The sequence below is a fragment of the Vibrio tritonius genome (genome assembly GCF_001547935.1).
GTDB classification, from domain to species: domain Bacteria; phylum Pseudomonadota; class Gammaproteobacteria; order Enterobacterales; family Vibrionaceae; genus Vibrio; species Vibrio tritonius.
Genome location: NZ_AP014635.1, coordinates 272900 through 287731, shown reverse-complemented (window position 1 = coordinate 287731; position 14832 = coordinate 272900). Strand labels below are relative to the sequence as shown.

3 protein-coding genes, 4 tRNA genes and 6 rRNA genes are annotated in these 14832 nt (G+C 47.8%); 2 read left to right on the top strand and 11 right to left on the bottom strand.

The features are described 5' to 3' along the window. The first annotated feature begins 63 nt into the window (after positions 1–63). The gene (locus JCM16456_RS01240) at positions 64–498 is read left to right on the top strand and encodes a GNAT family N-acetyltransferase (RefSeq protein ID WP_068711685.1); all 435 of its coding nucleotides are present in this window, start codon (positions 64–66) and stop codon (positions 496–498) included. An 87-nt stretch (positions 499–585) separates the two neighbouring features. Next, the gene (pssA, locus tag JCM16456_RS01235) at positions 586–1926 is read left to right on the top strand and encodes a CDP-diacylglycerol--serine O-phosphatidyltransferase (protein WP_068711683.1); all 1341 of its coding nucleotides are present in this window, start codon (positions 586–588) and stop codon (positions 1924–1926) included. Positions 1927–2676: 750 nt separating this feature from the next. Here the strand turns inward: pssA and JCM16456_RS01230 are convergent. The 11 genes from JCM16456_RS01230 to fre form a co-directional block, all read right to left on the bottom strand. After that, positions 2677–2753 (bottom strand) — tRNA-Asp (locus JCM16456_RS01230). A 47-nt stretch (positions 2754–2800) separates the two neighbouring features. Then, positions 2801–2916: ribosomal RNA gene (gene rrf / locus JCM16456_RS01225) — 5S ribosomal RNA — on the bottom strand. A gap of 169 nt (positions 2917–3085) precedes the next feature. After that, a 23S ribosomal RNA gene (locus JCM16456_RS01220) occupies positions 3086–5975 on the bottom strand. Positions 5976–6305: 330 nt separating this feature from the next. Then, a tRNA-Ala gene (locus JCM16456_RS01215) sits at positions 6306–6381 on the bottom strand. Positions 6382–6406: 25 nt separating this feature from the next. Further along, positions 6407–6483: transfer RNA gene (locus tag JCM16456_RS01210), tRNA-Ile, on the bottom strand. Positions 6484–6544: 61 nt separating this feature from the next. After that, positions 6545–8097, bottom strand: a 16S ribosomal RNA gene (locus JCM16456_RS01205). A gap of 314 nt (positions 8098–8411) precedes the next feature. After that, positions 8412–8527, bottom strand: a 5S ribosomal RNA gene (gene rrf, locus JCM16456_RS01200). 168 nt (positions 8528–8695) lie between these two features. After that, positions 8696–11585 (bottom strand): 23S ribosomal RNA (locus JCM16456_RS01195). A gap of 340 nt (positions 11586–11925) precedes the next feature. Continuing rightward, positions 11926–12001, bottom strand: a tRNA-Glu gene (locus JCM16456_RS01190). 108 nt (positions 12002–12109) lie between these two features. Then, a 16S ribosomal RNA gene (locus JCM16456_RS01185) occupies positions 12110–13662 on the bottom strand. Together the 16S, 23S and 5S rRNA genes with 4 tRNA genes alongside form the textbook arrangement of a ribosomal RNA operon. A 454-nt stretch (positions 13663–14116) precedes the next feature. Beyond that, on the bottom strand, positions 14117–14824 hold the full coding sequence (fre, locus tag JCM16456_RS01180; protein WP_068711681.1) for an NAD(P)H-flavin reductase: 708 nt from the start codon (positions 14822–14824) through the stop codon (positions 14117–14119). Positions 14825–14832: the final 8 nt, after the last annotated feature.

Below are 14832 nucleotides of genomic sequence, written 5' to 3'. Positions count from 1 at the left end.
GCATTCTTGTAATCTATTAAACTCTAAGCATTCTACAACAGATACCGATGCAGAACAGAACAAATGGCAACTCTACAGTTTGAAACTCTTGATCCCATCAAGATTCCGTTAATTAAGCGCTTTTATAAACAGCATTACCCTGGAGCAAAGCCCAAAAGTGACGAATTGACCATTGTTGCCTACAAAGAATCATCAATGGTTGCTCTTGTACGCTTTAGAGAAATTGGCAAATATCGACTCCTAACAGGTATGGTTGTGGCAGAACAGTGCCGCAACCTACGGATAGGCAAGGAATTACTCGCCTATTGTGCTCAGCATATACTCGGCCCACATGACTACTGTTTCGCTTATGGGCATCTAGAGCATTTCTATCAGCAGGGCTATTTCGTAACAATTGACGAAAATGCGCTTCCATCGGACTTAAAAGGTTTATATCAGCGCTACACTCAACATGGTAAGAATCTCATTCCTATGCATTTTATGCAGGATGAGATGTAGAATGAACACCATTCCTAGCAATATAACTGGCGAATTTGGTAGAATACTTAGTCCGCAATTTTGCACATATAAAGGTAAAGCATCCCTATGATTGCTCGTAGACACCCTGTCAAAAAGCTACCAGCGATTGCGCTATCTCCAGAGAATTTTAATGTTCTTCTCTCTGCTAAAGAGTTTCGCACTCAGTTGATCGAATCAATACGTCACGCAACAAAACGTATTTACATCGTTGCTCTGTATTTAGAAAACGATGATGCTGGACGTGAAATACTGACAGAAATATATGAAGCAAAACAGCGTAACCCTGGTTTAGATATTAATATCTGCGTAGACTGGCACCGAGCTCAACGCGGTCTAATCGGAGCAGCATCTTCACAAGGTAATTCTGCTATGTATGCAGAATTTGCAGAAAAGTACGAACATAGCATTCCTGTTTATGGCATACCGGTCCGTGGCCGTGAAGTGTTTGGCGTTCTTCACCTAAAAGGCTTCATCATCGATGATAAAGTGATTTACAGTGGTGCTAGCCTAAATAACGTTTATCTGCATTATAAAGATCGCTACCGCTTTGATAGATATCATGCAATAGAGAGTACTGAACTCGCCAATACCATGGTGAATTACGTACAAAGTGAAATGATCGCACATCCTGCAGTTTATGACCTATCAGCTAGTAATAAGCCAAAAACAAAAGAAATTAAAATTGATATTCGCCAATTTAGATCTTCTTTGGCGCAATCACACTACAAGTTTGCCCCACAATCAGTAAGTGACCAAGAAATAGGTATCACTCCACTAGTCGGAATTGGTAAACGACGTAATTTTCTAAACCAAACCATCATTCAGATGATTGCTCAGGCAAAAGAAGAGATCTTTATTTGTACACCATACTTTAATTTTCCAAAGAGTGTGGCAAAAGAAGTGAAGAAAGCGATTCGTCGTGGAGTTAAAGTCGACATTGTGATCGGCGATAAAACGGCGAACGACTTTTATATTTCACCGGAGCAAGAATTTAAAACCATCGGTGGTTTACCTTACTTATATGAACTGAACTTGCGCCGCTTTGCTCGTATCAACGAAGCCAATATAGCCGGTCGAAAATTGTCTATCCATCTATGGAAACATGAAGAAAACAGTTTTCACTTAAAAGGTGTTTGGGTTGATAAGCGCTATATGCTTTTAACAGGAAATAACCTAAACCCTAGAGCTTGGAAATTAGATCTAGAAAATGGTCTCTTGGTTCGTGATGAAAATCAGCACCTAACAGGTCAGTTCGAAAAAGAGAAAGAAAATATCCTACAGCATACGCACTTAATCGGTAGCTACATGCAGATAGAACAAATGGAGAATTATCCAGCTCCAGTTCAACGTCTCATTCGAAAAATCACAAGGGTAAAAGCGGATAGAGTTTTAAAACAAATCCTGTAACTCTATTACCTAACGAACTAAGCCACTCTTCTAAGAGTGGCTTTTTTTTGTATCATGCAAACATCACACACATCTATTGAAGAGCTTCAGAACAAACATTCAGCACGGTGTGGTATAAAGTGGCGGAACGGCCGGGTTTGCGGGCAACCGGGATTCGTCCCACGGCAATGCCAACCATTGACCAGTCGATAAAAAAACATCAAATGCAAAAAAGCCTCAGTCTTTCGACTGAGGCTTTTTCAAATAAGTGGCGGAACGGCCAGGGTTGCGGGCAACCGGGATTCGTCCCACGGCAATGCCACCATTAACCAGTCGATAAAAAACATCAAACGCAAAAAAGCCTCAGTCTTTCGACTGAGGCTTTTTTAAATAAGTGGCGGAACGGCCGGGGTTGCGGGCAACCGGGATTCGTCCACGGCAATGCCAGCCATTGACCAGTCGATAAAAAACATCAAACGCAAAAAAGCCTCAGTCTTTTGACTGAGGCTTTTTTAAATAAGTGGCGGAACGGCCGGGGTTGCGGGCAACCGGGATTCGTCCCACGGCAATGCCACCATTAACCAGTCGATAAAAAACATCAAATGCAAAAAAGCCTCAGTCTTTCGATTGAGGCTTTTTCAAATAGTGGCGGAACGGCCGGGGTTGCGGGCAACCGGGATTCGTCCCACGGCAATGCCACCATTAACCAGTCGATAAAAACATCAAATGCAAAAAAGCCTCAGTCTTTCGACTGAGGCTTTTTCAAATAAGTGGCGGAACGGACGGGATTCGAACCCGCGACCCCCGGCGTGACAGGCCGGTATTCTAACCAGCTGAACTACCGCTCCGCTATGTTCAGATTAACAAGACTTGCATCTCGCTAATGGAAATTAAAGCCTGGCGATGTCCTACTCTCACATGGGGAAGCCCCACACTACCATCGGCGCTAATTCGTTTCACTTCTGAGTTCGGCATGGAATCAGGTGGGTCCAAATCGCTATGGTCGCCAAGCAAAATTTTGTCTGGAACAAAATTTAACGCACTTTAGTGCGGCCCGAAGGGTCAACTACAAGGATGTAGTTGATAAATTCTATTCCTAAATCTGGAAAACTGTTTTTATAAAGTTCAAACACAATTCAAATGTCTTAATCGAGTCCGTACAAAACCCTTTTGGTGTTGTATGGTTAAGTCTCACGGGCAATTAGTACAGGTTAGCTCAACGCCTCACAACGCTTACACACCCTGCCTATCAACGTTCTAGTCTCGAACAACCCTTTAGGACGCTTATAGCGCCAGGGAGAACTCATCTCAAGGCTCGCTTCCCGCTTAGATGCTTTCAGCGGTTATCGATTCCGAACTTAGCTACCGGGCAATGCGTCTGGCGACACAACCCGAACACCAGAGGTTCGTCCACTCCGGTCCTCTCGTACTAGGAGCAGCCCCTTTCAATTCTCCAACGCCCACGGCAGATAGGGACCGAACTGTCTCACGACGTTCTAAACCCAGCTCGCGTACCACTTTAAATGGCGAACAGCCATACCCTTGGGACCGACTTCAGCCCCAGGATGTGATGAGCCGACATCGAGGTGCCAAACACCGCCGTCGATATGAACTCTTGGGCGGTATCAGCCTGTTATCCCCGGAGTACCTTTTATCCGTTGAGCGATGGCCCTTCCATTCAGAACCACCGGATCACTATGACCTGCTTTCGCACCTGCTCGAACCGTCATTCTCGCAGTTAAGCGGGCTTATGCCATTGCACTAACCTCACGATGTCCAACCGTGATTAGCCCACCTTCGTGCTCCTCCGTTACTCTTTGGGAGGAGACCGCCCCAGTCAAACTACCCACCAGGCACTGTCCTTATCCCGGATAACGGGACCAAGTTAGAACATCAAACATACAAGGGTGGTATTTCAAGGATGGCTCCACAAATACTGGCGTACTTGCTTCATAGCCTCCCACCTATCCTACACATGTAGGCTCAATGTTCAGTGCCAAGCTGTAGTAAAGGTTCACGGGGTCTTTCCGTCTAGCCGCGGGTACACTGCATCTTCACAGCGATTTCAATTTCACTGAGTCTCGGGTGGAGACAGCGTGGCCATCATTACGCCATTCGTGCAGGTCGGAACTTACCCGACAAGGAATTTCGCTACCTTAGGACCGTTATAGTTACGGCCGCCGTTTACCGGGGCTTCGATCAAGAGCTTCGACCTAAGTCTAACCCCATCAATTAACCTTCCGGCACCGGGCAGGCGTCACACCGTATACGTCATCTTACGATTTTGCACAGTGCTGTGTTTTTAATAAACAGTTGCAGCCACCTGGTATCTGCGACTCTCAATAGCTCCATCCGCAAGGGACTTCACCGTCGAGAGCGTACCTTCTCCCGAAGTTACGGTACCATTTTGCCTAGTTCCTTCACCCGAGTTCTCTCAAGCGCCTTGGTATTCTCTACCCGACCACCTGTGTCGGTTTGGGGTACGATTCCTTACAATCTGAAGCTTAGAGGCTTTTCCTGGAAGCATGGCATCAATGACTTCACATCCTTAGATGCTCGACATCGTGTCTCGGCCTTAGGAGTATCCGGATTTGCCTAAATACTCAGCCTACGCACTTGAACCTGGACGACCGTCGCCAGGCCCACCTAGCCTTCTCCGTCCCCCCATCGCAATTGTAAGAAGTACGGGAATATTAACCCGTTTCCCATCGACTACGCTTTTCAGCCTCGCCTTAGGGGTCGACTTACCCTGCCCCGATTAACGTTGGACAGGAACCCTTGGTCTTCCGGCGTGGAGGTTTTTCACCCCCATTATCGTTACTCATGTCAGCATTCGCACTTCTGATACCTCCAGCATGCTTTACAACACACCTTCAACGGCTTACAGAACGCTCCCCTACCCAATACGATAAATCGCATTGCCGCAGCTTCGGTTTATAGCTTAGCCCCGTTACATCTTCCGCGCAGGCCGACTCGACTAGTGAGCTATTACGCTTTCTTTAAATGATGGCTGCTTCTAAGCCAACATCCTAGCTGTCTAAGCCTTCCCACATCGTTTCCCACTTAGCTATAATTTGGGACCTTAGCTGGCGGTCTGGGTTGTTTCCCTCTCCACGACGGACGTTAGCACCCGCCGTGTGTCTCCCGGATAGTACTTACTGGTATTCGGAGTTTGCAAAGGGTTGGTAAGTCGGGATGACCCCCTAGCCTTAACAGTGCTCTACCCCCAGTAGTATTCGTCCGAGGCGCTACCTAAATAGCTTTCGGGGAGAACCAGCTATCTCCGAGTTTGATTGGCCTTTCACCCCTAGCCACAAGTCATCCGCTAATTTTTCAACATTAGTCGGTTCGGTCCTCCAGTTGATGTTACTCAACCTTCAACCTGCCCATGGCTAGATCACTCGGTTTCGGGTCTATATCCAGAGACTGAACGCCCAGTTAAGACTCGGTTTCCCTACGGCTCCCCTAATTGGTTAACCTTGCCACTGAATATAAGTCGCTGACCCATTATACAAAAGGTACGCAGTCACCCCACAAGGAGGCTCCTACTGCTTGTACGTACACGGTTTCAGGTTCTATTTCACTCCCCTCACAGGGGTTCTTTTCGCCTTTCCCTCACGGTACTGGTTCACTATCGGTCAGTCAGGAGTATTTAGCCTTGGAGGATGGTCCCCCCATGTTCAGACAGGATATCACGTGTCCCGCCTTACTCGATTTCACTGAATATACGCTAACGGCTACGGGGCTATCACCCTGTATCGCGGTCCTTTCCAGAACCTTCGCCTGACGCATAGAAAGCTTAAGGGCTAATCCAATTTCGCTCGCCGCTACTTTCGGAATCTCGGTTGATTTCTTTTCCTCGGGGTACTTAGATGTTTCAGTTCTCCCGGTTCGCTTCATTAACCTATGTATTCAGTTAATGATAACTGCTTATGCAGTTGGGTTTCCCCATTCGGAAATCGTAGACTCAAGTGGCTCTTACTGCCTCATCTACGCTTATCGCAAGTTAGTACGTCCTTCATCGCCTCTGACTGCCAAGGCATCCACCGTGTACGCTTAGTCACTTAACCATACAACCCAAAAGAGTTTTGGGTTGACTTGTTTGCTTTCACTTTTTAAAAGTGAAGACAAAGGTTAGTCACCAAGGTTGTCTGCATTTTTATACATGTTGCAGACTCGATATTGCCGGACTCAATTTTGAACATTTACTTAAAAAGTAAATCCAAGAACACTTGAATGTGTTTTTGTTTGTCTTCATAAAGAAGACAATTGAGAACTTTACAAACAATCTTCTATTTCATTGAAATAAAACATTGTTTTGTCAGCTTTCCAAATTGTTAAAGAGCAGAGATTTCTTTCGAAACCATTTTTAAGAACACTTACGCAAATGCGCTTAAAGATGGTGGAGCTATGCGGGATCGAACCGCAGACCTCCTGCGTGCAAGGCAGGCGCTCTCCCAGCTGAGCTATAACCCCATCGTTGTTTTCCTTACGGAAATGTTGGTGGGTCTGAGTGGACTCGAACCACCGACCTCTCGCTTATCAGGCGAACGCTCTAACCACCTGAGCTACAGACCCACTAGGTGCTCTATTAAACCGTATCAATCTGTGTGAACACTCATCGCAATAATCTTCGTATTAAGGAGGTGATCCAGCGCCAGGTTCCCCTAGCGCTACCTTGTTACGACTTCACCCCAGTCATGAACCACAAAGTGGCAAGCGTCCTCCCGAAGGTTAAACTACCTGCTTCTTTTGCAGCCCACTCCCATGGTGTGACGGGCGGTGTGTACAAGGCCCGGGAACGTATTCACCGTGGCATTCTGATCCACGATTACTAGCGATTCCGACTTCATGGAGTCGAGTTGCAGACTCCAATCCGGACTACGACGCACTTTTTGGGATTCGCTCACTTTTGCAAGTTGGCCGCCCTCTGTATGCGCCATTGTAGCACGTGTGTAGCCCTACTCGTAAGGGCCATGATGACTTGACGTCGTCCCCACCTTCCTCCGGTTTATCACCGGCAGTCTCCCTGGAGTTCCCGACATTACTCGCTGGCAAACAAGGATAAGGGTTGCGCTCGTTGCGGGACTTAACCCAACATTTCACAACACGAGCTGACGACAGCCATGCAGCACCTGTCTCAGAGTTCCCGAAGGCACCAAAGCATCTCTGCTAAGTTCTCTGGATGTCAAGAGTAGGTAAGGTTCTTCGCGTTGCATCGAATTAAACCACATGCTCCACCGCTTGTGCGGGCCCCCGTCAATTCATTTGAGTTTTAATCTTGCGACCGTACTCCCCAGGCGGTCTACTTAACGCGTTAGCTCCGAAAGCCACGGCTCAAGGCCACAACCTCCAAGTAGACATCGTTTACGGCGTGGACTACCAGGGTATCTAATCCTGTTTGCTCCCCACGCTTTCGCATCTGAGTGTCAGTATCTGTCCAGGGGGCCGCCTTCGCCACCGGTATTCCTTCAGATCTCTACGCATTTCACCGCTACACCTGAAATTCTACCCCCCTCTACAGTACTCTAGCCTGCCAGTTTCAAATGCTATTCCGAGGTTAAGCCCCGGGCTTTCACATCTGACTTAACAGACCACCTGCATGCGCTTTACGCCCAGTAATTCCGATTAACGCTCGCACCCTCCGTATTACCGCGGCTGCTGGCACGGAGTTAGCCGGTGCTTCTTCTGCAGCTAACGTCAAACGAATGCGCTATTAACACATCCGCCTTCCTCACTGCTGAAAGTACTTTACAACCCGAAGGCCTTCTTCATACACGCGGCATGGCTGCATCAGGCTTGCGCCCATTGTGCAATATTCCCCACTGCTGCCTCCCGTAGGAGTCTGGACCGTGTCTCAGTTCCAGTGTGGCTGATCATCCTCTCAGACCAGCTAGGGATCGTCGCCTTGGTGAGCCCTTACCTCACCAACTAGCTAATCCCACCTGGGCATATCCTGACGCGAGAGGCCCGAAGGTCCCCCTCTTTAAGCCGAAGCTATTATGCGGTATTAGCCATCGTTTCCAATGGTTATCCCCCACATCAGGGCAATTTCCCAGGCATTACTCACCCGTCCGCCGCTCGCCGCCCATAATCGCCCCCGAAGGTTTGTTTATGTCGCTGCCGCTCGACTTGCATGTGTTAGGCCTGCCGCCAGCGTTCAATCTGAGCCATGATCAAACTCTTCAATTAAAAGTTTTTTCGGCTCAATGAATACTGATATTTCAACCGAAGTTGAAATGAATTGACTGTGCTAAGACCGAAGTCTTAATTGGTCACTCAGTTCATTGAAACCATTGTGCTTCCTAAGAAGCTATGATTATCATCAACGAGTGCCCACACAGATTGATAGGTTTAAATTGTTAAAGAGCTTTGCTTTCAGTGTCTTAGCACTTAGGCAGGAGGCGTATCTTACGCTACCCACTTTGAAAGTCAACATAAAATTCTAATCAACTTAAAACTTTATGGTGACTTGCTTGATATTTCATCAAGCAAGCGAGATTAAAGCCTGGCGATGTCCTACTCTCACATGGGGAAGCCCCACACTACCATCGGCGCTAATTCGTTTCACTTCTGAGTTCGGCATGGAATCAGGTGGGTCCAAATCGCTATGGTCGCCAAGCAAAATTTTGTCTGGAACAAAATTTAACGCACTTTAGTGCGGCCCGAAGGGTCAACTACAAGGATGTAGTTGATAAATTCTATTCCTAAATCTGGAAAACTGATTTTATAAAGTTCAAACACAATCAAATGTCTTAATCGAGTCCGTACAAAACCCTTTTGGTGTTGTATGGTTAAGTCTCACGGGCAATTAGTACAGGTTAGCTCAACGCCTCACAACGCTTACACACCCTGCCTATCAACGTTCTAGTCTCGAACAACCCTTTAGGACGCTTATAGCGCCAGGGAGAACTCATCTCAAGGCTCGCTTCCCGCTTAGATGCTTTCAGCGGTTATCGATTCCGAACTTAGCTACCGGGCAATGCGTCTGGCGACACAACCCGAACACCAGAGGTTCGTCCACTCCGGTCCTCTCGTACTAGGAGCAGCCCCTTTCAATTCTCCAACGCCCACGGCAGATAGGGACCGAACTGTCTCACGACGTTCTAAACCCAGCTCGCGTACCACTTTAAATGGCGAACAGCCATACCCTTGGGACCGACTTCAGCCCCAGGATGTGATGAGCCGACATCGAGGTGCCAAACACCGCCGTCGATATGAACTCTTGGGCGGTATCAGCCTGTTATCCCCGGAGTACCTTTTATCCGTTGAGCGATGGCCCTTCCATTCAGAACCACCGGATCACTATGACCTGCTTTCGCACCTGCTCGAACCGTCATTCTCGCAGTTAAGCGGGCTTATGCCATTGCACTAACCTCACGATGTCCAACCGTGATTAGCCCACCTTCGTGCTCCTCCGTTACTCTTTGGGAGGAGACCGCCCCAGTCAAACTACCCACCAGGCACTGTCCTTATCCCGGATAACGGGACCAAGTTAGAACATCAAACATACAAGGGTGGTATTTCAAGGATGGCTCCACAAATACTGGCGTACTTGCTTCATAGCCTCCCACCTATCCTACACATGTAGGCTCAATGTTCAGTGCCAAGCTGTAGTAAAGGTTCACGGGGTCTTTCCGTCTAGCCGCGGGTACACTGCATCTTCACAGCGATTTCAATTTCACTGAGTCTCGGGTGGAGACAGCGTGGCCATCATTACGCCATTCGTGCAGGTCGGAACTTACCCGACAAGGAATTTCGCTACCTTAGGACCGTTATAGTTACGGCCGCCGTTTACCGGGGCTTCGATCAAGAGCTTCGACCTAAGTCTAACCCCATCAATTAACCTTCCGGCACCGGGCAGGCGTCACACCGTATACGTCATCTTACGATTTTGCACAGTGCTGTGTTTTTAATAAACAGTTGCAGCCACCTGGTATCTGCGACTCTCAATAGCTCCATCCGCAAGGGACTTCACCGTCGAGAGCGTACCTTCTCCCGAAGTTACGGTACCATTTTGCCTAGTTCCTTCACCCGAGTTCTCTCAAGCGCCTTGGTATTCTCTACCCGACCACCTGTGTCGGTTTGGGGTACGATTCCTTACAATCTGAAGCTTAGAGGCTTTTCCTGGAAGCATGGCATCAATGACTTCACATCCTTAGATGCTCGACATCGTGTCTCGGCCTTAGGAGTATCCGGATTTGCCTAAATACTCAGCCTACGCACTTGAACCTGGACGACCGTCGCCAGGCCCACCTAGCCTTCTCCGTCCCCCCATCGCAATTGTAAGAAGTACGGGAATATTAACCCGTTTCCCATCGACTACGCTTTTCAGCCTCGCCTTAGGGGTCGACTTACCCTGCCCCGATTAACGTTGGACAGGAACCCTTGGTCTTCCGGCGTGGAGGTTTTTCACCCCCATTATCGTTACTCATGTCAGCATTCGCACTTCTGATACCTCCAGCATGCTTTACAACACACCTTCAACGGCTTACAGAACGCTCCCCTACCCAATACGATAAATCGCATTGCCGCAGCTTCGGTTTATAGCTTAGCCCCGTTACATCTTCCGCGCAGGCCGACTCGACTAGTGAGCTATTACGCTTTCTTTAAATGATGGCTGCTTCTAAGCCAACATCCTAGCTGTCTAAGCCTTCCCACATCGTTTCCCACTTAGCTATAATTTGGGACCTTAGCTGGCGGTCTGGGTTGTTTCCCTCTCCACGACGGACGTTAGCACCCGCCGTGTGTCTCCCGGATAGTACTTACTGGTATTCGGAGTTTGCAAAGGGTTGGTAAGTCGGGATGACCCCCTAGCCTTAACAGTGCTCTACCCCCAGTAGTATTCGTCCGAGGCGCTACCTAAATAGCTTTCGGGGAGAACCAGCTATCTCCGAGTTTGATTGGCCTTTCACCCCTAGCCACAAGTCATCCGCTAATTTTTCAACATTAGTCGGTTCGGTCCTCCAGTTGATGTTACTCAACCTTCAACCTGCCCATGGCTAGATCACTCGGTTTCGGGTCTATATCCAGAGACTGAACGCCCAGTTAAGACTCGGTTTCCCTACGGCTCCCCTAATTGGTTAACCTTGCCACTGAATATAAGTCGCTGACCCATTATACAAAAGGTACGCAGTCACCCCACAAGGAGGCTCCTACTGCTTGTACGTACACGGTTTCAGGTTCTATTTCACTCCCCTCACAGGGGTTCTTTTCGCCTTTCCCTCACGGTACTGGTTCACTATCGGTCAGTCAGGAGTATTTAGCCTTGGAGGATGGTCCCCCCATGTTCAGACAGGATATCACGTGTCCCGCCTTACTCGATTTCACTGAATATACGCTAACGGCTACGGGGCTATCACCCTGTATCGCGGTCCTTTCCAGAACCTTCGCCTGACGCATAGAAAGCTTAAGGGCTAATCCAATTTCGCTCGCCGCTACTTTCGGAATCTCGGTTGATTTCTTTTCCTCGGGGTACTTAGATGTTTCAGTTCTCCCGGTTCGCTTCATTAACCTATGTATTCAGTTAATGATAACTGCTTATGCAGTTGGGTTTCCCCATTCGGAAATCGTAGACTCAAGTGGCTCTTACTGCCTCATCTACGCTTATCGCAAGTTAGTACGTCCTTCATCGCCTCTGACTGCCAAGGCATCCACCGTGTACGCTTAGTCACTTAACCATACAACCCAAAAGAGTTTTGGGTTGACTTGTTTGCTTTCACTTTTTAAAAGTGAAGACAAAGGTTAGTCACCAAGGTTGTCTGCATTTTTATACATGTTGCAGACTCGATATTGCCGGACTCAATTTTGAACATTTACTTAAAAAGTAAATCCAAGAACACTTGAATGTGTTTTTGTTTGTCTTCATAAAGAAGACAATTGAGAACTTTACAAACAATCTTCTATTTCATTGAAATAAAACATTGTTTTGTCAGCTTTCCAAATTGTTAAAGAGCAAAGATTCACTTTCATTACAAAAGTAAAACCATTTCTAAATATTCTCGCAAGAACACTTAAAGATGGTATCCCGTAGGGGAGTCGAACCCCTGTTACCGCCGTGAAAGGGCGGTGTCCTAGGCCTCTAGACGAACGGGACACAATATCTCTGCGCCGTTATCGGCTGAGGGCAGAGGAATCTACACGGTGCTCTCTATAACTAAACCGTATCAATCTGTGTGAACACTCATCGCAATAATCTTCGTATTAAGGAGGTGATCCAGCGCCAGGTTCCCCTAGCGCTACCTTGTTACGACTTCACCCCAGTCATGAACCACAAAGTGGCAAGCGTCCTCCCGAAGGTTAAACTACCTGCTTCTTTTGCAGCCCACTCCCATGGTGTGACGGGCGGTGTGTACAAGGCCCGGGAACGTATTCACCGTGGCATTCTGATCCACGATTACTAGCGATTCCGACTTCATGGAGTCGAGTTGCAGACTCCAATCCGGACTACGACGCACTTTTTGGGATTCGCTCACTTTTGCAAGTTGGCCGCCCTCTGTATGCGCCATTGTAGCACGTGTGTAGCCCTACTCGTAAGGGCCATGATGACTTGACGTCGTCCCCACCTTCCTCCGGTTTATCACCGGCAGTCTCCCTGGAGTTCCCACCATTACGTGCTGGCAAACAAGGATAAGGGTTGCGCTCGTTGCGGGACTTAACCCAACATTTCACAACACGAGCTGACGACAGCCATGCAGCACCTGTCTCAGAGTTCCCGAAGGCACCAAAGCATCTCTGCTAAGTTCTCTGGATGTCAAGAGTAGGTAAGGTTCTTCGCGTTGCATCGAATTAAACCACATGCTCCACCGCTTGTGCGGGCCCCCGTCAATTCATTTGAGTTTTAATCTTGCGACCGTACTCCCCAGGCGGTCTACTTAACGCGTTAGCTCCGAAAGCCACGGCTCAAGGCCACAACCTCCAAGTAGACATCGTTTACGGCGTGGACTACCAGGGTATCTAATCCTGTTTGCTCCCCACGCTTTCGCATCTGAGTGTCAGTATCTGTCCAGGGGGCCGCCTTCGCCACCGGTATTCCTTCAGATCTCTACGCATTTCACCGCTACACCTGAAATTCTACCCCCCTCTACAGTACTCTAGCCTGCCAGTTTCAAATGCTATTCCGAGGTTAAGCCCCGGGCTTTCACATCTGACTTAACAGACCACCTGCATGCGCTTTACGCCCAGTAATTCCGATTAACGCTCGCACCCTCCGTATTACCGCGGCTGCTGGCACGGAGTTAGCCGGTGCTTCTTCTGCAGCTAACGTCAAACGAATGCGCTATTAACACATCCGCCTTCCTCACTGCTGAAAGTACTTTACAACCCGAAGGCCTTCTTCATACACGCGGCATGGCTGCATCAGGCTTGCGCCCATTGTGCAATATTCCCCACTGCTGCCTCCCGTAGGAGTCTGGACCGTGTCTCAGTTCCAGTGTGGCTGATCATCCTCTCAGACCAGCTAGGGATCGTCGCCTTGGTGAGCCCTTACCTCACCAACTAGCTAATCCCACCTGGGCATATCCTGACGCGAGAGGCCCGAAGGTCCCCCTCTTTAAGCCGAAGCTATTATGCGGTATTAGCCATCGTTTCCAATGGTTATCCCCCACATCAGGGCAATTTCCCAGGCATTACTCACCCGTCCGCCGCTCGCCGCCCATAATCGCCCCCGAAGGTTTGTTTATGTCGCTGCCGCTCGACTTGCATGTGTTAGGCCTGCCGCCAGCGTTCAATCTGAGCCATGATCAAACTCTTCAATTAAAAGTTTTTTCGGCTCAATGAATACTGAATAAATTGACTGTGCCGATACTAAAGTATCGATTGGTCACTCAGTTCATTGAAACCATTGTGCTTCCTAAGAAGCTATGATTATCATCAACGAGTGCCCACACAGATTGATAGGTTTAAATTGTTAAAGAGCTTTGCTTTTAAAGAACTTTTCTCTCAAAGCGGAGGTGCATTCTAGCGATTTTGTTGTCAGTGTCAAACACTTTTCTCAACTTTCTCATTCGAGCGTCTTATCCTCTTACTGATACTGCCGAAGCCTTGTGGCGTCTGCCGTGTCAGTGAGGGCGCATTATAGGGAGTAATTAAAAAGCCGCAAGCGATTTTTGCAAAAAAAATGAAAAAATGGCACGTTCGCTGCTTGAATGAGCAATTAGACGAAAAAAAGGGCATTTTTGCCCTTTTTAGATGATATGACTACCGCCTAATCCTAGATAAAAGCAAAAGCGTCAGCAAACATACGATCAGCGTTAGCCTGTTTATTTAGAACAAATTGTTCACGAGCCGCTCCAGCCATTTCAAAACGCCCCGCTAAATAGATATCAAATTCTTCTAGCGTATCGAAATCTTGACTGACAGCCTGCAGAACATTACCGACTTTCCCTTGCCAGTTGTCATCTTGATGTTCAACTACTGGAATAAAGTGAATATTGTCATGTCCATCAGCGATCGCCACAAGCTCATCAAAAGCATAAAGCTGGGATTTATCTTTTGCTCCCCAGTACAGATATGTTGGTTGCTGCCATTGATTAGCAACCACATCATCGAGAATCGAACGTACGTAACTAAAGCCAGTACCACCAGCAATTAGTAATAGTGGGCGTTCGCTTTCTTGCAATGATGCTTTACCGTGTGGGACATCGATCTCAACACTTTCTTGAGTAGTCAATGCAAGACGCATTTTTTCCACAACTTCGCCAGCATAAGCATTATGTTCAGATGCTCCGATATGAAGCTCAAACTCATTCTCTCTAGTTGGAGAATTGGCAATAGAAAATGGTCTTTTATCTTTTAAGCCCATAACAACCATTAGGTATTGACCTGCTTTGAAGGTAACAGGGCTTTCTGGCTGCAAAAGAATTTTATAAGTATTACTTGCCAAAGCATCTATCGACTTTACTTTACAATTTATAATCATGGGATCCT